Raw genomic sequence first — 18311 nt, forward strand, 5'->3', positions numbered from 1 at the left:
GGACCGTGAAACCCGCCGCACCTCCGCCGTTCGAAGCCACAGCCGACCCCATCGCGCTGGCACACCGCGTGCGCGAGCTCGCCCGCGAGTTCGGCTTCCAGCGCTGCGGCATCGCCGGCATCGAACTGGGCCAGGACGAAGCGCATCTGCGCGATTGGCTGGCGCAGGGCCTGTACGGCTCGATGGACTGGATGGCGCGCCATGGCGAACTTCGCGCACGTCCGCAGGAACTGCATCCAGGCACGATCCGCGTCATCTCGGTCGGGCTGGATTACGGACGCGACGGCGACGAAGCCTGGGCCACGCTCGACGACGCGGAGCGCGCCTACGTCGCGCGCTACGCGCTGGGCCGGGACTACCACAAGCTCATGCGCCAGCGACTGCAGCGGCTCGCCGACCGCATCGCCGAGGACTTCGGGGCGTTCGGGCATCGCGTGTTCGTCGACTCCGCGCCGGTGCTGGAACGCGCGCTCGCCCGCAACGCCGGGCTGGGATGGATCGGCAAGCACACCTGCCTGATCGACAAGGATGGCGGTTCGTTCTTCTTCCTCGGCGAGATCTACGTCGACCTGCCGCTGCCGGTCGATCCACCGGCCAGCGCGCATTGCGGCACCTGCCGGCGCTGCATCGACATCTGCCCGACGCAGGCGATCGTCGCGCCCTATCGCCTGGATGCGCGGCGCTGCATTTCCTACCTCACCATCGAGCATGAGGGCGTCATTCCCGAGGACCTGCGCGCCCCCATCGGCAACCGCATCTTCGGCTGCGACGACTGCCAGCTGGTGTGCCCCTGGAACAAGTTCGCCCAGCGCACCGACGAACCCGATTTCCGCACGCGCAACGACCTGGACAAGGCGACGCTGGTCGACCTGTTCGCGTGGAGCGAGGAGGAATTCCTGCAGCGCACGGAAGGATCGGCGATCCGTCGTAGCGGCCATGAGCGCTGGCTGCGCAACATCGCCGTCGCGCTGGGCAATGCGCCTTCCACGCCAGCGGTCATCGATGCGCTGCGTTCGCGCCGCGACTCGGCAAGCCCGATGGTGCGCGAGCACATCGAGTGGGCGCTGCGGCGGCATGGCATCGCCTGACCCGCAGCGCAGATTAACCCGCTCTTGCCACCTGCAATCAGCGCAGGCGCTGCAGCAGCTCGCGCGTGACCGGATCGTCCGCCTGCGCCTCGCCCGCCAGCGCTGGCAGCAGGCGACTGGCAACCTGCTTGCCCAGCTCGACGCCGAACTGGTCGAAGGCATTGATGCCCCACACCACCGACTGCAGGTAAACGCTGTGCTCGTACAGCGCCAGCAGCGCGCCGAAGGCGTGCGGCGTCAGTGCGTCGAGAAGGATCGTCGTGCTGGGGCGGTTGCCGGCGTACGCGCGATGCGGATCCTCGCTGGCCTGGCCGTTGGCGAAGGCTTCGGTCTGCGCAAGCAGGTTGGCCTGCAACGCCCGGTGGTTGTCGGCATACGGCGAATCGCTGCGCACCACGCCGATGAAATCCGACGGCACGATCGAGGTGCCCTGGTGCAGCGCCTGGAAGAAGCTGTGCTGCGTGTCGGTGCCTGCACCGCCCCACCACACAGGGACGGTCTCCACGCCCACCGGCGAACCGTCGGTGCGCACGGACTTGCCCAGGCTTTCCATCACCAGCTGCTGCAGGTAGTTGGACAACAGCTTCAGGCGTTCGTCGTACGCGTGCACGGCCTGCGTCGCGTATCCCAGCCCGTTGCGGTTCCACACGCTGGTCATCGCGTGCCAAGCGGCGAGGTTGCGCTCCAGCGGCGTGCGCAGCACGTGCGCGTCCATCTCGGAGGCGCCTTCGAGCATCTGCTCGAAGGCGTCCATGCCGATGGCCAGCGCGATCGGGAAACCGACCGCCGACCACAGCGAATAACGTCCGCCCACCCAGTCCCACATCGGCAGGATGCGCTCGGGCGGAATCTGGAAGGTGTCGGCGGCGCGCTGCACGTTTGCCGACACCGCGTACAGGCGCGACGTGCCGCCGAGCCAGTCGCGCAGGATCGTGCCGTTGAGCAGCGTTTCCTGCGTGCCGAAGGTCTTGGAGATCAGCACCGCCGCCGTGCGCGCGGGATCGAGCCCCGCCAGCACGCGCTGCGCGGCGTGGCCGTCGACGTTGCTGAGGAAATGCACGCGGAAACGGCCGGGCTTCGGGCCGCTCAGTGCATCCACCGCCAGGCGCGGGCCGAGATCGGAACCGCCGATGCCCACGCTGACGATGTCGGTGATGTCGGTGGCCGACAGCGCATCGATCAGCGCACGCATGCGCTGGCGCGCTTCGAGGGCCTGCGCGTGCGCCTGCTTCGCGACGGGCGCGTCGGACACATCGCCGCGCAGCGCGGTGTGCAGTACGGAGCGACCTTCGGTGAGGTTGATCTTCTCGCCGTCGAACAGCGCCTTCACCCGTGCAGGGGCGCCGGCACGCTCTGCGGTGTCGAACAGCGCCGCGAGCGCTTCGCGGTCGTAATGCTGGCGGGCGAAATTGGCGTAGACCGGGCCCACGCGCAGGACGAAATCCTGGGCGCGCGCCGGGTCGTCGGCGATCAGCTTCTGCAGCGGGTTCTGGACGACGCGCCCTGCCTGGGCGCGAAGATGGCTCAGACGGGCGTCGGTCGTCATGCGTCGATCAGGCTGCCTGGGCCGGCATCGAGCGGTTGGTATGCGTCAGCGCGTTGTGGCGGTCGACGTAGACCAGGGTCGGCTTGTACTTCGCGGCCTCGGCCTCGTCGCACACGCCGTAGGCGCAGATGATGACCAGGTCGCCCGGCTGCGCGCAGTGTGCGGCGGCGCCGTTGACCGAGATCACGCCGCTGCCCTCTTCGCCGCGGATGGCGTAGGTGACGAAGCGCTGGCCGTTGTTGACGTTGTAGATGTGGATCTGCTCGTACTCGCGGATGCCCGAGATGTCGAGCAGGCGACCGTCGATGGCGCACGAGCCTTCGTAATGCAGCTCGGCATGGGTGACGGTGGCGCGGTGGATCTTGGCCTTGAGGACGTTCAGTTGCATGGTGTTCGGCTCCGGCCGCGGGCTGCGGACGTGTGATAGGCAAAGTCTAGCAGCGCATGGCGCAGCGCAACATCACCCGGTCCGGCCTATTGGCACCAGCCGTGGAACGGTTCAGGCCATTGCGCTGACCGGCGTCCCGGCCTTCGTTCAGGCGTCGAACTCGAAGTTGTCGATCAGGCGGGTCCGACCCAGCCGGGCCGCGATCAGGGCGACCCGCGGACCGCGCTCGCCATCGCCGGGCTCGGTGAGGTCCGGCCGGCGGACGACTGCGTAATCGGGCGCGAAGCTGTCCGCCGCCAGGCGTTCGGCGGCCTGTTGTTCGACTTCCGCGCGCGGCTGCCCGGAACGGACGGCCGCCGCCATCGCCAGCAGGCACTGGCGGATGCGGGCGGCGTGCGCGCGCTCGTCTGCCGAGAGGTACTGGTTGCGCGAACTCATGGCCAGGCCGTTGGCCTCGCGGACGATGTCGGCGCCGACGATCTCGATCGGAAACGCCATGTCGCGGACCATGTACCGGATGACGGCCAGCTGCTGGTAATCCTTGCGACCGAACACCGCCACGTCCGGCTGCACCTGCAGGAACAGTCGCGAAACCACGGTGGCCACGCCATCGAAATGCCCGGGGCGGTGGGCGCCTTCCAGCGTGGTGGTCACGCCCGGCACCTGGACGCGGACGGTGGCGTCCACGCCGTAGGGGTACATCGTCTCGACCGACGGCAGCCACATCGCGTCGCAACCGGCGGCCTCCAGCCCGCGCGCATCGGCGTCGGGGGTGCGCGGATACTGGCCGAAGTCCTCGTTCGGACCGAACTGGGTCGGGTTGACGAACACGCTGGCGACCACGCGGTCAGCGTGGCTGCGCGCCAGCCGCACGAGCGAGAAGTGCCCGTCGTGCAGGTTGCCCATGGTCGGCACGAAGGCCACCGTCAGCCCTTCGCGTCGCCATTGCGAAACGCGCGCGCGCAGGGCGGCCAGGTCGGTCAGGATCTCGATCATCGGAAGGTGTGTCGTACGTTTCAGGCGTAGGAGTGTTCGGCGCCGGGGAAGCTGCCCTCGCGCACGGCCGTCGCATAGGCCTCGAACGCCCCCGCGATGGAGCCGCCCTGGGCCAGGAAATCCTTCACGAAGCGCGGGCGGCGATGGCCGGAATTCACGCCCAGCAGGTCGTGCAGCACCAGCACCTGGCCGTCGCATTGCGGACCGGCGCCGATGCCGATGGTGGGAATGCGCAGGTCCTTCGTGATGGCGGCCGCGACCGGCGTGGGCACGCATTCGAGCACCAGCAGCGACGCGCCGGCCTCCTGCACCGCTTTGGCATCCTCGCGAAGGCGCGCGGCGGCCGCTTCGTCGCGTCCCTGCACCTTGTAACCGCCCAGGCGCAGCACCGACTGCGGCGTCAGGCCCAGGTGCGCGCAGACGGGGATTTCGCGCTCGACGAGGAAGCGGATCACCTCGCATTTGTGTCCCGCACCTTCCAGCTTGACCATCGCCGCGCCAGCCTGGAGCAGTCGCGTGGAGGCATCCAGCGCACGCTCGGGCGTGGCGTCGGCCTGGAACGGCAGGTCGGCGATCAGCAGCGCCTTGTCGAGCCCGCGTGCAACGCACGCAGTGTGATAGGCGATGTCGGCCGTGGTGACCGGCAAGGTGCTGTCGTGCCCCTGCACCACCATGCCGAGCGAGTCGCCGATGAGCACCAGGTCGATGCCCGCGGCGTCCATCATGCGCGCGAAGCCGGCGTCGTAGCAGGTGAGCATCACCAGCTTGCGGCCATCGCGCTTGGCGTCGGCCAGGGCCGGGACGGTCCAGGGCTTGTCTTGGGGAGTTCCGCTGTACATGGAGGTCAGCGCTGGCGCGAACGCTCAGGCGCGGTCGTGGGGTTGCGCATACGTTACCCCCTCGAGCTCCGCGCTCGCCATCCCGGCCATGGCGTCCCGCACGGTGCCGATGCCGGGAATACGTGCCTCGGGCGCGATCTCCGCCAGCGGCACCAGCACGAAGGCGCGCTCGTGCAGGTGCGGGTGCGGGACGTGCAGGCCCGGTTCGTCCACCACCTCGTCCCCGTACAGCAGCAGGTCCAGGTCGAGGGTGCGCGGGCCCCAGCGGTCGCTGCCATCGGCACGCCGGTCGCGACCGGCAAGGCGCTCGATCTCGAGCATGTCCGACAGCAGCTCGCGCGGCGTGCGTTGCGTGTGCAGCATCGCCACGGCGTTGATGAAATCCGGCTGCGACGTCACGCCCCAGGCCGTCGTGCGATACAGGCGGGAAGCACGCAGCAGGCGGGTATGCGTAAGGGAGTCAAGCGCCGCGAGCGCCGCATGCAACGTGGCGATGCCGTCGCCGACGTTGCTGCCCAGGCCGACGAATGCGACCTGGCTGGCGGTGGATTCCCTCATTCGCCGCCGGAGGCGGTCTTGCGACGGCGACGGCGGCGCTTGCGCGGTGCATCGCCCTCGTCCGCTCCGTCCTCGCTCTGGCGCTGGGCATCGAGTTGCGCGGAGAGCGCGTCGCCCGGCTTCTCCTGCGCCTCGCGCCAGAACGCGACGTCCTCGGCGTGCTCGTCCGAGGCGGACAACCGCAGCGTGAGGAAATCGAACGCCGCACGGAAACGCGGATGCGCGAGCAGACGGAACACGCGCTTGCGCTGGCGTTGCGAGAAGCGCGGCTGCAGCAGCCAGATTTCCTGCATCGGCAACGAGAACCGGCGCGGCAGCGCGATCGCTTCCAGCTGGTGCACGGTGACGCGGTCGGCGGCACGGCGTTGCGCCTCGGCGATGTGCACGCCCTGCGCCTGCAGCGAGGCCAGCGCGCGGCAGTACGCCGGCCACAAGAGCAGCGCGAACAGGAACGCGGGCGAGACCGGCTCATCGTTGGCCACACGCGCATCGGTGCCCTTCAGGCCTTCCAGCAGCATGCGACGCAGCGCGCCGCTGCGATTGGACTTCAGCGCCGCCGCGGTTTCCGGCAGCAGTGCACCGAGCAGGCCATGGCGTTCCAGGCCCTGGAAACTGGCCACCGCATGACCCGAAAGGAACAGCTTCAGGCATTCCTCGAACAGGCGTGCCGGCGCCGCTTCGCGCAGCAGGGGCGCAAGCTGCGGAATCGGCGCGGCGGTGGCGGCCTCGATCTCGAAGTCCAGCTTCGCCGCCAGGCGCACCGCACGCAGCATGCGCACGGGATCCTCGCGATAACGGGTTTCCGGATCGCCGATCAGTCGCATGAGGCGGTTGCGCACGTCCTCGTAACCGCCGACGTAATCGCGTACCGAGAAATCCTCGATCGCGTAATACAGCGCGTTGGCGGTGAAGTCGCGGCGCACCGCGTCTTCCTCGATGGTGCCGTAGACGTTGTCGCGCAGCAGGCGGCCGCCCTCGTGCGTCTCACGGTCGCCGCTGCCGTCGTCGCTGTTGGAGCGGAACGTCGCGACCTCGATGATCTCGCGGCCGTAGACCACGTGGGCCAGGCGGAAGCGGCGACCGATCAGGCGGCAATTGCGGAACAGCGCCCTGACCTCTTCCGGCGTGGCGTCGGTGGCCACGTCGAAATCCTTGGGATGGCCGCCGATCAGCAAGTCACGCACGGCTCCGCCGACCAGGCAGGCCGTGAAGCCGCCTTCGCGCAGCCGGTACAGAACGCGCAGGGCGTTGGGGCTGATGTCGCGCCGCGAGACGTTGTGCTGGTCGCGCGGAATGATCTGCAGATGGGTTTGTATGTTGGGTTGCATCGAGCGGGCGTCGCCGCGGTCCTTGGAGACAAGAAGGCCGTTGCCGCCGGCAACAGCAGCGCATATACTAGCAAGCCGCGTTGTGTTGAGAGCCAGCGCGGGTTTTCACCGCCCCAAGCTCCCATCGTCTAGAGGCCTAGGACACCGCCCTCTCAAGGCAGTAACACGGGTTCGAATCCCGTTGGGAGTACCAGATTCCGAAGCCCGCGCAGCGATGCGCGGGCTTTTTCGTTCCAGCGCCCGCCCGGCGGGCCAGCGGACCGAGCCTTCGCGATCGGCCCGCCACGATCGGATTGGGACCGGTGGCGGCGAATCGCTAAACTAGGCAGATGCCCGCGGGCATCCCGCGCGCCTCTTTACCACGGAATCATCGCCATGCCCTTCGTCGTCACCGAGAACTGCATCAAGTGCAAGTACACCGACTGTGTCGAGGTGTGCCCGGTCGACTGTTTCCACGAGGGGCCGAACTTCCTGGTGATCGACCCGGACGAGTGCATCGACTGCACCCTGTGCGAGCCCGAGTGCCCCATCAACGCCATCTACCCCGAGGACGACGTCCCGGCCGGGCAGGAGGCGTTCGTCGCGCTCAACGCCGAGCTTTCCAAGGCGTGGCCGGTCATCACCACGCGCAAGGACCCGCTGCCCGACGCCAAGGAGTGGGAAGGCAAGCCGGGCAAGATCGACGTGCTGGAACGCTGAGCACCCTGCTCCGGCGCTTTCCCGCCGGAATGGATCGCAACGAAAACGGGCGCCCTTCGGCGCCCGTTTCGCGTTCGGGGAACCCCGTGCTTACTGGACGGCCAGCGCGGTGCGGAGCGCGTCGATCAGCTTCTTCGGGGCATCGCCGGTGGCCGGCAGGCCGCGCGGATCGACCGCCGACACATACGAGCCCTGCTCGGTACCCGCCACGCGCACCAGGAAGTTGGCGCCTTCATAGTTCACGTCGTACACGCCCAGCGCCTGCGCGCGGTTGGCGATGTTCACGCCCTGCACCGCCGCGAGCGCCTCGCCGACCTTGGCGAACGCGTCGTCGCGCGCGGTCGGCAGGGTGAAGCCGCCCGACGCCTGGCCCGACGCGACCGCATTGGTGGCTGCCTGCGAGGGCACGTTCACCGCGGTGTCGGTGCGCGGCAGGTCGAGATCCGGCGGCACTTCCAGCGGGCGCGTCTCCGGGCTCTGCGAATAGAGCTTGTCGGTCTTGCGGAACCAGCTGCAGCCGGAGCCGAGCGCGATCCCGGCCAGCAGCACGCTGGCCACGAGAACGCGGGTCATCGAAACGTTGGAACGCATGTAGATCTCCTGCAGGGTTCAGGCCACGAGCGATTCGCGGCTTTCCAGTTCAAGTTCGTCGATCAGCGCGGCGATGGGCGCAACGCTGCCGGTATGGGCTGCCGACAGTGGCAGCAGCGGCAGGCGCAGCCCGTGGCCGATGCCCTGTCGCGTCAGCAGCGCCTTGACCGGGATCGGATTGGGTTCCACACCGAGGAAGTCGTACGCGGCCTGCATGCGCGCGTCCAGCGCGACAGCTGCGTCGCGCTGGCCACCGCGGGCAAGGTCGGCCAGTCGGCGGAACGCACGCGGCAGCACGTTGGACGCCACCGAGATCACGCCATCGGCGCCGGCCACCATCGCGCGGCACGCGGTCGGATCGTCGCCGCTGAGGATCGCGAAACCGTCGCTCTTCAACTGCAGCAGCGCCGCCATGCGGTCGGGTTCGCTGCGCGCTTCCTTGATGCCGACGATGCGCGGGTGCGGCGCGAGCTCGGCGACGGTCTCCGGCAGCAGGTCGCCACCGGTGCGGCCGGGCACGTTGTAGAGGACGACCGGCAGCGCGCCGTCGTCGGCGATGGCGCGGTAATGCGCGATCAGCCCGGCTTGCGTGGGACGCACGTACGGCGGCGTCACGATCAGCGCGGCATCCGCGCCCAGTGCCGCCGCGCGGCGCGTCTGTTCGATGGTCTTGGCGGTGTTGGACAGGCCGGTGCCGGCCAGCACCGGGATGCGTCCGGCGATGCGCTCCACCGCACTGCGCAACAGCGCATCGAACTCCGCGTCGAACAGCGCCGCTGCCTCGCCCGTGGAACCGGCCACCACGATGGCCTGCGTGCCGCCGTCGAGCTGCGCGTCGAGCAGGCGATGCCACGCGTCGAAGTCAATTTCGCCGGTCGCCGTGAACGGCGTCGCCAGCGCGGTGATGCTGCCGGAAAGTCGCAAGGTGATGGTGTCCGATTCCGCGTTTTCAGAAGGGCCGGCGCAAAGCGCGCAGGCCGTCGATTCGGGGCCGATGGCGCCATGATCGCCCCGAGGATGTTACTTGCGGCCCGAAAGCGCGGGCAAGTATGCTGCCCTCCAGCACAGCCCCCTCACGGGCGACCATTCAGTATCCGAGCCCCGGCTCACCAGGACAGGCGCCGCCTTGACCGATCCCGCTTCCCGGCCGTCGCCGAACGAAAACCACCTCCTGATCAACGCCTATACGACGCATCCGGAGTCGCCGCTGCTTTCGGTGACGCGGCGCATCGCCGATTCGGGCTGCAACCTCGTCGACGCGCGCCTGGCCACGGTCGGTCGCGATGTGTCGGTCACCGCTCTGGCGATGGGCTCCTGGGACTCGGTGGCCAAGCTGGAGGCGATGCTGACCCGCCTGGAGCGCGAGGAAGGCCTGAAACTGGTGTGGTACCGCACCGGAGCCAAGCAGGCGCAGTCCAACCTGCTGCCCTACGTGGTCGAAGTGGTGGCCGCCGACAAGCCCGGCATCCTGTTCCAGCTGGCCGACTTCTTCGACCGCCAGGGCATCACCATCGAGAGCCTGCACAGCTCGCGCTACCGCGCCATGCAGACCGGCGCGGAGATGTTCTCGGCCCAGATCACCATCGGCGTGCCCTCCAGCATGCACATCGCGGCCCTGCGCGACGACTTCCTGGAGTTCTGCGACCACCTCAACCTCGACGCGATCATGGACCCCATGAAGTTCTGATTGACGAAATGCGCCGGCACGCGGCAACGTAGGCGCAGGCCGGCCTGGAGCGAACGAAGAAGCACGATGCTCGACACCGGCGACCGCATTCCGAAGAACGTCCTGACCCTGCCCCTGGCGCTGTCCAGCGGCGAAACCGCCTCGCTCAAGGATTTCGCCGGCCAGTGGCTGGTGCTGTACTTCTATCCGAAGGACAGCACGCCCGGCTGCACCACCGAAGGCATCGACTTCAACGCTCTGCTGCCGAAGTTCGGCAAACTCGGCGCCACCGTGCTGGGCGTCTCGCGCGATCCCATCAAGTCCCACCAGAACTTCTGCGCCAAGCAGGGGTTCAAGTTCGACCTGGTCAGCGACGCCGACGAAGCGCTGTGCAATGCCTTCGGCGTGATCAAGCCCAAGAAGCTCTACGGCCGCGAATACATCGGCGTGGAGCGCAGCACCTTCCTCATCGATCCCAAGGGCGTCATCGCCCAGTCATGGCGCCCGGTCAAGGTGCCCGGCCATGCACAGGCCGTCCTCGACGCGCTCAAGGAACACGCAACGCAGTGACCCTCTCCGCGCCCCCCTCGCCCTGCCGTCCCGCCCCGCGGGCCACGGCAGCGTCGCCATGGGCGCGCGGCGCGATTCTTGCAACGTCGCATCGCAATCCCGGCAATTCCACGCTGTCTCCCAGGTCCAACCCGCATCGGAGTGTTCGATGACCAGAAGCAAGCGGATCTACGTGCTCGACACCAATGTCCTCATGCACGACCCGACCGCGCTGTTCAAATTCGAGGAGCACGATGTCTTCCTGCCGATGCAGGTCATCGAGGAGCTCGACAACGCCAAGAAAGGCAACTCCGAAGCCAGCCGCAACGCACGCCAGGTCAGCCGGTTCCTCAACGAACTCATCGAGGCCGAAGGCACCGACAAGATCTCCACCGGCATCCCGCTCAACCGGCCGCAGGGCCTACAGCTGCGCGGCGCGCAGAGCATCGGTCGCCTGCGCTTCCAGACGCGCGACTTCGACTCGGGCAAGCGCTTCGGCGCGGTCATCCCGGACAACCACATCCTGGGTTCGATCCTCGCACTGAAGGAAGCCGAGCCGGACGTGCCGGTGGTGTTCATCTCCAAGGACATCAACCTTCGCATCAAGGCATCGATCGCGGGCATCGTGTCGGAGGACTACGAGAACGACCGCGCGCTCGACGACTTCAGCCTGCTCTACACCGGCGCGACCGCGCTGCCGGAAGACTTCTGGCAGCGCTACGGCAAGGACCTCAAGTCGTGGACGGAGAAGGGTCGCACCTTCTACGAGATCACCCGTCACGAGGACGACGACTGGCACCCGAACCAGTTCCTCTACCTGCCCGGCGACGACGAGTCGGAAATGAAGGTGGCGCGCCTGACCGACAACAAGGTCGTGCTGCAGATCGTGGACGATTACCGCCATCACCAGCACGCGGTGTGGGGCATCGCCGCGCGCAACCGCGAACAGAATTTCGCGCTCAACGCGCTGATGGACCCGGAGATCGACTTCGTCACGCTGCTCGGCACCGCCGGCACCGGCAAGACGCTGCTGGCGCTGGCCGCGGGCCTGGCGCAGACGATGGACCAGCAGCGCTACCGCGAGATCATCATGACCCGCGCGACGGTGAGCGTCGGCGAGGACATCGGTTTCCTGCCCGGCACCGAAGAGGAAAAGATGACGCCGTGGATGGGCGCGCTGACCGACAACCTGGAAGTGCTCACGCACAACCAGGACGGCGGCAGCTGGGGACGCGCGGCCACCAACGACCTGCTGGCCAGCCGCATCAAGATCCGCTCGCTCAACTTCATGCGCGGCCGCACGTTCCTCAGCCGCTGGCTGATCCTGGACGAAGCGCAGAACCTCACGCCCAAGCAGATGAAGACGCTGATCACCCGCGCCGGCCCCGGCACGAAGATCGTATGCCTGGGCAACGTGGAGCAGATCGACACGCCCTACCTCACCGAGACCACGTCCGGCCTGACCTACGCGGTGGACCGCTTCAAGAACTGGGAGCACAGCGCGCACATCACGCTGCGCCGCGGCGAGCGCTCGCGTCTGGCGGATTACGCGTCCGAGGTGCTCTGAGGCGCGCTTCGCCTGTCGTCCCGATGGCGCGTTCCCGATCAGGGGTTCGCGCCCTCGGGAAAACACCCATGTGGAGTGCCCGGCTCCTCGCCGTCCACCGCACAATGTGATCCACCGTCACGGCAAGGCGCCGCACCCATGATCACCCGACTGCCCACCTGGGTCTGGCTCGGCGCGGCCAGCCTGGCCATGATCGCCGGCATGGTGAACGTGGTCGGCTACCTGGGTTTCGAGCACCAGGCGATCACCCACCTCACCGGCACCACCAGTCTGCTCGGCGCGGCCATCGCGCGCGGCGACACGCGTTCGGAAACGCATCTGCTCGTCATCGTGCTGTCCTTCGTCGGTGGCGCGATGCTCAGCGGGCTGATCATCCAGGACAGCACGCTGCGGCTGGGGCGGCGCTACGGCGTGGCGCTGGCCATCGAGTCGATGCTGCTGTTCGCCGCGGTGCCGCTGTTCGAACACCGGCAGATCGCCGGGGCCGCGCTCGCGGCAGTCGCCATCGGCCTGCAGAATGCGATGACCGCCACCTACAGCGGCACGCTGGTGCGCACCTCGCACCTCACGGGCATGTTCACCGACCTGGGCATGTTCCTCGGCCACCGTCTGCGCGGTGTGCCAGCCGAACCACGACGCCTGTGGCTTTGCCTGGCCATCATCGGCGGCTTCCTCGCGGGCGGCGTGGTCGGCGGATTGCTGTTCCCCACGTTCTCCTATCGCACGCTGTACCTGCCGGCCGCACTGACCGGCATCACCGGCGTGGCCTACGCGATCTATCGCCATCGCCGCGGTCCGGCAGGCACACTGTCGCCATGAACGATGCTTCCCTGCCTCCCTGCGCGCTGACCATCGCCGGTTCCGATTCCGGCGGCGGTGCCGGCATCCAGGCCGACCTCAAGACCTTTGCCGCGCACCGTGTGCACGGTCTGAGCGCGATCGCCGCGCTGACCGCGCAGCACACGCGCGGCGTGACCGCGGTGCACGTGCCGGACACGGCCTTCCTGCGCGCGCAGATCGACGCCTGCTTCGACGACTTCGCCATCGGCGCGGTGAAGCTGGGCATGCTCGCCAACGCGGAGGTCATCCACGCCGTTGCCGATGCGCTGGAACACCACCGTCCCGCGCACGTGGTGCTCGATCCGGTGATGGTGTCCACCTCCGGCGCGCGCCTGCTGGAAACCAGCGCGCTCGATGCTCTGCGCACGCGCCTGATTCCGATGGCGACGCTGATCACGCCCAACCTGCCGGAAGCGGAGCTGCTCATCGGTCGCGCGATCGTCGACATCGACGCCATGCACGAAGCCATCGGCACGCTGCTCGGCCTCGGCGCGGGTGCGGTGCTGCTCAAGGGCGGGCACTTGCCGGTGGATGCATCGCCACGCAATGAAGTGGTCGATCTGTTCGCCGACGGCAGCGCCGTGCACGCGATCGCCCATCCGCGCCTGTCACTGGACGCACACGGTACCGGCTGCACGCTGGCCTCGGCCGTGGCGGCCAATCTGTGCCTCGGCCGCGATCTGCGCGGCAGCTGCGACGCGGCCGCCGACTATGTCCACGCGGCCCTGCGCAAGGGATATCGCCCGGGCCGCGGCGACGTGCTGGTGCTCGACCACTTTGGAGCCGCACCCCATGGATGATGCTCCGCCGCGCACGGTGCGATCGCTGGAGATCGACGCGCAAACCGAGGACGGCCATCGATACCAGTTGCTGGCGCGCGTGCCCGACGCACCGCGTTCGAGCCTGTTGTGGCTGCCGGCCATGGGCATCTCCGCGAAGCATTACGTTCCGTTCGCCGACGCGCTGGCGCAGCACGGCGTGGCCGTGTTCCTTCATGAATGGCGCGGCGCCGGATCCAGCCAGGTGCGCGCCAGCCGCGACGTGGACTGGGGGTATCGCGAACTGCTCACGCAGGATCTGCCGGCCAGCGAAGCGCTGGTCGCGCACCATGCGCCCGGTGTGCCGCGCACGCTGGGCGGCCACAGCCTGGGCGGCCAGTTGGCCTGCTGCCGCCTCGGTCTGTCGCCGGAGTCGGCCACGGCCTTGTGGCTGGTCGGCAGCGGTGCGCCGTACTGGCGTGCGTTCCCCGCGAAGTCGAAATGGTGGCTCCCGTTCGCCTACCGCTTTCTCGCCTGGCTGGCCGACCGTCACGGCGCCCTGCCCGGTCGCCGCATCGGCTTCGGCGGGCAGGAAGCCCGTGGCGTGATCCGGGACTGGAGCCTCACCGGCCTGAGCGGCCGCTACGCCGGCGCCGGCATCGATGTCGACCTGGAAGCCGCCATGGCGGCCCTGGCGGTGGACGTGCGCGCGGTGGCGCTGGCGCAGGACTGGCTCGGCCCCGAATCGTCGCTGCGGTTCCTGCTGTCGAAGCTGCGACGTTCCAGCCCCCGCATCGATGTGCTCGATGCCGCGACCCTGGGCACCCGCGCCGACCACTACGCCTGGATGAAGCAACCGCAGGCCGTGGTCTCGCACCTGCTGGACTGAACGCGCGACCGTTCGTCACCCGGGCGACCTGAGCCGTCGCCGATCTGCGTTCCCCACAACTAAGGATCGGTTTCCGTCATCAAACGGACACATCGGTCCGCATCCCGGCCAGCGCAGCCGGGCTGACAAGTGGTCCCGCCCTGGCGGGGAGCGCGTACCAACGGGGGGCTCGATCGCATGGGCAGTGGCGTGGTCAAGGCACCGACGGTGTGGATCGTCGTCAAGCTGGTTCTTCTGGCCCTCTATCTGCTCGGAACCAACCGCATGCTTGCCGAGCGCGTGGCCCATATCGGGCTGCAACCCGGCCTGGCGGTGTTCGCCGCGGTCTGGCTGCTGTGCGTGCTGTCGATGCTGGTACTCGCGTTCCATGCGCGCCCGTTCGCGCGTGTCGTGTGGAGCGCGATCTTCTTCCTCGGCAACACCTTCACGCTTTCACACGCGCTGATCACCTCGAGCTATCTGGGGCTGACCGAATTCGAACAGCTGCTGGGCCTGATCGGATTTGTCGGCAACCTGGCCGGCTTCCACGATGCGGAACTGATCGAAGCGGCAGCGTGGTCGTTGCTGGGGGTGGTGGCGATGAACCTGCCGCCGTGGCTCAGGGCGCCGGCGTCGCCGACGTGGCGCCACTGGCTGCTGCGCCACGCCGGGCTGGCACCGCTGCTGCCGGTGGCGGTGATCGCCGGCATCCTCTACCTGCGTGGCGGCGAAGGCTCCAACGGGTTCCCCGGGCAGTTCAACACCGCCGCATTCGCAACCGTGCTGGGACTGGAAAAGGTGCTGGCCCCAGCCAGGCCGGAGCGCGAGGACGTCGCGCTGGCGCATCCGGGGCGGCGGCCGCTGCGCCACATCGTGATGGTGATGGACGAGAGCGTGCGCGGCGACTACGTGGACCTCAACGTCGACGACGGCGTCGAGACCGGGCTGCAGCCGCTGGGCAGCGCACTGTTCAATTTCGGCGTGGCCGCCTCGTCCGCCAACTGTTCGTCCACTTCGAATGCCAGCCTGCGCTACGGCGTCACGCGCGACAGCTACCTGCGCGATCTGCAGGTGAATCCCTCGTTCTGGCGCTACGCGGCGCAGGCGGGGTATCGCACCATCTATCTGGACGCGCAGCGGCAGGGTGGCAAGCTGCAGAACTTCATGGACGAGCACGAACTGGCCGAGATCGACGAGTTCGTGCAGGTCGGCGACGGCTTCGCGCCCGAGCACCGCGATGTGGAAGCCGGCCGCCTGCTCAAACGCATGCTGGCGCGCGAACGCCCCAGCTTCATCTTCGTCAACAAGATGGGTTGCCACTTCCCCTACGAGGGCAAGTACCCGGCCGAGGCCACGCTCTATGCGCCGACGATGGAGCGCACCTACTTCTCCAATGAAGTCGACCCCGACAACGCCGGCTTCCGGCAGGCGGAGAACGCCGAGCAACGCTGGCGCCAGGTCAACAGCTATCGCAACTGCCTGGCCTGGAACACACGCTCATTCTTCCGTGAAGCGATGGCCGGGGCGTCGCTGGACGACGCGCTCATCGTCTACACCGCCGACCATGGCCAGAATTTCCACGAGGACGGCAGCCCCGGCGCGCAGACCCACTGCACCATCGGTCCGGCGTCGGCCGGCGAAGGCCGCGTCCCGCTGGCCGCAATGACGCGCAATCCGCACATGGCATCGCGCCTGCGCGAAGCAGCGCGACGCAACCAGGACCGCGCCAGCCATTTCAACGTCTATCCCACGCTGCTGGATGCGATGGGATACCGCCTGCCCGCACAGGACGCCGGCTTCGAGCCCACGCTCTACGCCACGCTGCCCGAAAGCCCGCCCAGGTTCCTGTCCACCTACTTCGTGCGCTTCGGCCGGGAACCGGTGTGGAACTCGATCGGCAAGCCCGCGCAACTGCGCGACGGCCTGCCGCAGGCGCTGGCCTCCGGCGATGAGCCACGCGCACGCGATGCGGTGGACGCCACTGCGGCCAGCGGGTCGCCCTGACGGCGTGACGCTGCCGCGGCGCGAGCGCGGCGCGCGGATGAACGCAGATCCCTCAGTAGGCGTCGGCCACCCGGGCCCCATCCGTCCGCGCACGACGCACGCGAGGTGCCGCCACGCGTCGCGGCGTGGTGCGATAGCCATCGGGATTCATCGACTGCCAACGCCACGCGTCGCGGCACATCGCGTCGACGTCGAGCTCCGCGCGCCAGCCCAGCAGGTTCCGTGCCAGCGTCGGATCGGCGAAAACCGCCGCGGCGTCGCCGGGACGGCGATCGACGATCTCGTACGGAATGTGCCGTCCACTGGCGCGCTCGAAGGCGTGCACCAGCTCCAGCACGCTGACACCGTGGCCGGTGCCGAGGTTGACGGTGAGGCTGCGGTCCTCGCGCACCATGCATTCCAGCGCGTCCACGTGCGCCCGGGCGAGATCCACCACATGGATGTAATCGCGCACGCCCGTGCCGTCGACGGTGGGGTAGTCGTTGCCGAACACGCGCAGGCATTCACGCTGTCCGACCGCGACCTGGCAGATGTACGGCATCAGGTTGGTCGGCTCGCCGCACGGGTCCTCGCCGATCAACCCGGACGTGTGTGCGCCCACCGGATTGAAGTAGCGCAGGTTGGCCGCTCGGAAGGATGGATCGGCCGTGCACAGGTCGCCGATCAACTGCTCGGCGACCAGCTTGGTGCGGCCGTAGGGGTTCATGACCTGCAGGCCGGCATCCTCGCGCACCGGCACGCTTTCGGGCTCGCCGTACACGGTGGCCGAAGAGCTGAACACCAGTCGGCGTACGCCCGCGTCCTGCATCGCCTGCAGCAGGACGATGGTGCCGCTGATGTTGTTGTCGAAATACTCCAGCGGCCGCCGGCAGGAATCGCCCACGGCCTTGAGTGCGGCGAAGTGCAGCACCGCGTCGAAACGGTGCGCGGCGAACAGGCTCGCGAGCGCATGCCGGTCGCGCATGTCGATGCGATGCAATGACACCGGTGTTCCCATCAACCGCTTCAGTCGCGGCACGACCTGCGGCGAGCTGTTCACGCCGCTGTCGGCGATCACCACCTGGTGACCGCGCTCGGCCAGCTGGACGCACGTGTGGCTGCCGATGTAGCCCGCTCCACCGCAGACAAGGATTCGCATGAGGCCCCGGCCCTGACAGGACGACGCGTCGCGGACGCCGGACGACGCACCGCTTCGCAGATGCACCCTGCTCCGCTGCGCAGGCTGCTCCCCGGACCCGACTCCGTGCCGGTGTCCTGACTGTTTCCAACGCAATGGGGGGCCATTTCCGGCAGCGCCGTCCATCGGCGACGCGAACGGCTGTCGCGGGCCTCGTGCGTGGCCGGATCGCGGCCTTCGTGGCGTTGATGGATATCGAACGCAAGGGGGTTGTCGATCATGCGAGTGTTCCGTCTCTTCACAATCATCGGTCTGATGCTGGTCCTGTGTGCCTGCGCTTCCTCGGGTAGTTCGGTCAAGGCGCCGCCGCCAGCCGAATCGGAAAATCTGGTGGATGCCTACCAGATCGGCATCGACGACATCGTCCAGGTCTCGGTCTGGCGCAACCCGGAGCTGGGCATCACGGTGCCCGTGCGCCCGGACGGCAAGATCTCGGTGCCGCTGGTCGGCGACGTCTCGGCCGGCGGACGCACGCCGGGCGAGGTCGCCAAGGAAATCCAGACCAAGCTGGCCGTGTTCGTGCGCGACCCGCAGGTGGCGGTGATCCTCACCGACCTGCGCAGCCACGAGTACCTGTCGCGCGTGCGCGTCACCGGCGCCGTGCGGCAACCCATCTCGATTCCCTTCCGCCAGGGCATGACGGTGCTCGATGCCGTGCTCGCCGCCGGCGGCGTGACCGAGTTCGCCGCGCCGGCGAAGTCGGACCTCTATCGCAAGACCGGTGACGGAACGCGCAGCTACGCCGTGCGTCTGGACCACATCCTCGAGGACGGCGACCTGACGACCAACTTCAAGGTCGCGCCCGGGGACGTCATCACCGTTCCGGAACGCACGCTGTGAACGGCGCGT

At 68.4% G+C, this 18311-nt stretch carries 18 protein-coding genes, 1 tRNA gene and 1 pseudogene; 11 read left to right on the forward strand and 9 right to left on the reverse strand.

The window, feature by feature from the left end; genetic code table 11:
* The first annotated feature begins 5 nt into the window (after nucleotides 1-5).
* Nucleotides 6-1088: a tRNA epoxyqueuosine(34) reductase QueG gene (gene queG / locus QLQ15_RS15695; RefSeq protein WP_432277824.1), complete on the forward strand. Its 1083-nt coding sequence runs from the start codon at nucleotides 6-8 to the stop codon at nucleotides 1086-1088.
* A gap of 37 nt (nucleotides 1089-1125) precedes the next feature.
* Here queG and pgi read toward each other — a convergent pair whose 3' ends face one another.
* From pgi to pcnB, 6 genes and pseudogenes are all read right to left on the reverse strand, one after another.
* On the reverse strand, nucleotides 1126-2634 hold the full coding sequence (pgi, locus tag QLQ15_RS15700) for a glucose-6-phosphate isomerase (protein ID WP_283213692.1): 1509 nt from the start codon (nucleotides 2632-2634) through the stop codon (nucleotides 1126-1128).
* A gap of 7 nt (nucleotides 2635-2641) precedes the next feature.
* Nucleotides 2642-3022, reverse strand: coding sequence for an aspartate 1-decarboxylase (gene panD, locus QLQ15_RS15705; protein WP_158730628.1), 381 nt, complete (start codon nucleotides 3020-3022; stop codon nucleotides 2642-2644).
* Nucleotides 3023-3169: 147 nt separating this feature from the next.
* Nucleotides 3170-4018 (reverse strand): pantoate--beta-alanine ligase, encoded by an 849-nt coding sequence (gene panC / locus QLQ15_RS15710; protein ID WP_283213693.1) that lies wholly within the window; start codon nucleotides 4016-4018, stop codon nucleotides 3170-3172.
* Nucleotides 4019-4038: 20 nt separating this feature from the next.
* Complete coding sequence (panB, locus tag QLQ15_RS15715) at nucleotides 4039-4857, reverse strand: 3-methyl-2-oxobutanoate hydroxymethyltransferase (protein ID WP_283213694.1); 819 nt, start codon at nucleotides 4855-4857, stop codon at nucleotides 4039-4041.
* A gap of 24 nt (nucleotides 4858-4881) precedes the next feature.
* Nucleotides 4882-5415 carry a 2-amino-4-hydroxy-6-hydroxymethyldihydropteridine diphosphokinase gene (folK, locus tag QLQ15_RS15720; protein ID WP_283213695.1) on the reverse strand — a complete coding sequence of 178 codons (534 nt, stop codon included), beginning with the start codon at nucleotides 5413-5415 and terminating at the stop codon, nucleotides 4882-4884.
* Nucleotides 5412-6719: pseudogene (gene pcnB / locus QLQ15_RS15725) on the reverse strand (polynucleotide adenylyltransferase PcnB); the annotation flags it as partial. The gene folK and the pseudogene pcnB, both read right to left, overlap by 4 nt.
* A 141-nt stretch (nucleotides 6720-6860) precedes the next feature.
* On the opposite strand from pcnB, the gene QLQ15_RS15730 reads away from it, so the two are divergent.
* Together QLQ15_RS15730 and fdxA are read left to right on the forward strand one after the other, a co-directional pair.
* Nucleotides 6861-6936: transfer RNA gene (locus tag QLQ15_RS15730), tRNA-Glu, on the forward strand.
* Nucleotides 6937-7118: 182 nt separating this feature from the next.
* The gene (fdxA, locus tag QLQ15_RS15735; protein WP_283213697.1) at nucleotides 7119-7442 is read left to right on the forward strand and encodes a ferredoxin FdxA; all 324 of its coding nucleotides are present in this window, start codon (nucleotides 7119-7121) and stop codon (nucleotides 7440-7442) included.
* 90 nt (nucleotides 7443-7532) lie between these two features.
* On the opposite strand, the gene QLQ15_RS15740 is transcribed toward fdxA, so the two are convergent.
* Entirely contained in the window at nucleotides 7533-8033 is a 501-nt protein-coding gene (locus QLQ15_RS15740) for a hypothetical protein (RefSeq protein WP_283213698.1), read from the reverse strand.
* A gap of 18 nt (nucleotides 8034-8051) precedes the next feature.
* Nucleotides 8052-8957 carry a 4-hydroxy-tetrahydrodipicolinate synthase gene (gene dapA / locus QLQ15_RS15745; protein WP_283213699.1) on the reverse strand — a complete coding sequence of 302 codons (906 nt, stop codon included), beginning with the start codon at nucleotides 8955-8957 and terminating at the stop codon, nucleotides 8052-8054.
* A 202-nt stretch (nucleotides 8958-9159) separates the two neighbouring features.
* Between dapA and QLQ15_RS15750 the strand changes: the two genes are divergently transcribed.
* The 7 genes from QLQ15_RS15750 (at nucleotide 9160) to QLQ15_RS15780 (ending at nucleotide 16285) form a co-directional block, all read left to right on the forward strand.
* Nucleotides 9160-9720, forward strand: coding sequence for a glycine cleavage system transcriptional repressor (locus QLQ15_RS15750; RefSeq protein ID WP_283213700.1), 561 nt, complete (start codon nucleotides 9160-9162; stop codon nucleotides 9718-9720).
* Between the two features lie 66 nt (nucleotides 9721-9786).
* Complete coding sequence (locus QLQ15_RS15755) at nucleotides 9787-10269, forward strand: peroxiredoxin (protein WP_283213701.1); 483 nt, start codon at nucleotides 9787-9789, stop codon at nucleotides 10267-10269.
* Nucleotides 10270-10417: 148 nt separating this feature from the next.
* Nucleotides 10418-11815 carry a PhoH family protein gene (locus QLQ15_RS15760; RefSeq protein ID WP_283213702.1) on the forward strand — a complete coding sequence of 466 codons (1398 nt, stop codon included), beginning with the start codon at nucleotides 10418-10420 and terminating at the stop codon, nucleotides 11813-11815.
* A gap of 138 nt (nucleotides 11816-11953) precedes the next feature.
* Nucleotides 11954-12634, forward strand: a complete 681-nt coding sequence (locus QLQ15_RS15765; RefSeq protein WP_283213703.1) for a YoaK family protein — start codon at nucleotides 11954-11956, stop codon at nucleotides 12632-12634.
* Nucleotides 12631-13455, forward strand: coding sequence for a bifunctional hydroxymethylpyrimidine kinase/phosphomethylpyrimidine kinase (gene thiD / locus QLQ15_RS15770; protein WP_283213704.1), 825 nt, complete (start codon nucleotides 12631-12633; stop codon nucleotides 13453-13455). The genes QLQ15_RS15765 and thiD overlap by 4 nt, the downstream gene beginning before the upstream one ends.
* On the forward strand, nucleotides 13448-14302 hold the full coding sequence (locus QLQ15_RS15775) for an alpha/beta hydrolase family protein (RefSeq protein ID WP_283213705.1): 855 nt from the start codon (nucleotides 13448-13450) through the stop codon (nucleotides 14300-14302). Before thiD ends, QLQ15_RS15775 begins: the two co-directional genes overlap by 8 nt.
* A 189-nt stretch (nucleotides 14303-14491) precedes the next feature.
* Complete coding sequence (locus QLQ15_RS15780) at nucleotides 14492-16285, forward strand: sulfatase-like hydrolase/transferase (RefSeq protein ID WP_283213706.1); 1794 nt, start codon at nucleotides 14492-14494, stop codon at nucleotides 16283-16285.
* A gap of 52 nt (nucleotides 16286-16337) precedes the next feature.
* On the opposite strand, the gene galE is transcribed toward QLQ15_RS15780, so the two are convergent.
* Complete coding sequence (gene galE / locus QLQ15_RS15785) at nucleotides 16338-17423, reverse strand: UDP-glucose 4-epimerase GalE (RefSeq protein WP_283213707.1); 1086 nt, start codon at nucleotides 17421-17423, stop codon at nucleotides 16338-16340.
* Between the two features lie 369 nt (nucleotides 17424-17792).
* On the opposite strand from galE, the gene QLQ15_RS15790 reads away from it, so the two are divergent.
* Nucleotides 17793-18302: an XrtA/PEP-CTERM system exopolysaccharide export protein gene (locus QLQ15_RS15790; protein WP_283213708.1), complete on the forward strand. Its 510-nt coding sequence runs from the start codon at nucleotides 17793-17795 to the stop codon at nucleotides 18300-18302.
* Nucleotides 18303-18311: the final 9 nt, after the last annotated feature.

The sequence above is a fragment of the Lysobacter stagni genome (assembly GCF_030053425.1).
Classification (GTDB): domain Bacteria; phylum Pseudomonadota; class Gammaproteobacteria; order Xanthomonadales; family Xanthomonadaceae; genus Lysobacter_J; species Lysobacter_J stagni.

What these genes read in the sequence shown, in the direction of transcription:
- QLQ15_RS15740 (WP_283213698.1), bottom strand. Translation starts at nt 8,033, where the DNA reads ATGCGTTCCAACGTTTCGATGACCCGCGTTCTCGTGGCCAGCGTGCTG.
- thiD (WP_283213704.1), top strand. Translation starts at nt 12,631, where the DNA reads ATGAACGATGCTTCCCTGCCTCCCTGCGCGCTGACCATCGCCGGTTCC.
- fdxA (WP_283213697.1), top strand. Translation starts at nt 7,119, where the DNA reads ATGCCCTTCGTCGTCACCGAGAACTGCATCAAGTGCAAGTACACCGAC.
- panC (WP_283213693.1), bottom strand. Translation starts at nt 4,018, where the DNA reads ATGATCGAGATCCTGACCGACCTGGCCGCCCTGCGCGCGCGCGTTTCG.
- QLQ15_RS15760 (WP_283213702.1), top strand. Translation starts at nt 10,418, where the DNA reads ATGACCAGAAGCAAGCGGATCTACGTGCTCGACACCAATGTCCTCATG.
- panD (WP_158730628.1), bottom strand. Translation starts at nt 3,022, where the DNA reads ATGCAACTGAACGTCCTCAAGGCCAAGATCCACCGCGCCACCGTCACC.
- QLQ15_RS15765 (WP_283213703.1), top strand. Translation starts at nt 11,954, where the DNA reads ATGATCACCCGACTGCCCACCTGGGTCTGGCTCGGCGCGGCCAGCCTG.
- QLQ15_RS15755 (WP_283213701.1), top strand. Translation starts at nt 9,787, where the DNA reads ATGCTCGACACCGGCGACCGCATTCCGAAGAACGTCCTGACCCTGCCC.
- folK (WP_283213695.1), bottom strand. Translation starts at nt 5,415, where the DNA reads ATGAGGGAATCCACCGCCAGCCAGGTCGCATTCGTCGGCCTGGGCAGC.
- panB (WP_283213694.1), bottom strand. Translation starts at nt 4,857, where the DNA reads ATGTACAGCGGAACTCCCCAAGACAAGCCCTGGACCGTCCCGGCCCTG.
- galE (WP_283213707.1), bottom strand. Translation starts at nt 17,423, where the DNA reads ATGCGAATCCTTGTCTGCGGTGGAGCGGGCTACATCGGCAGCCACACG.
- pgi (WP_283213692.1), bottom strand. Translation starts at nt 2,634, where the DNA reads ATGACGACCGACGCCCGTCTGAGCCATCTTCGCGCCCAGGCAGGGCGC.
- QLQ15_RS15775 (WP_283213705.1), top strand. Translation starts at nt 13,448, where the DNA reads ATGGATGATGCTCCGCCGCGCACGGTGCGATCGCTGGAGATCGACGCG.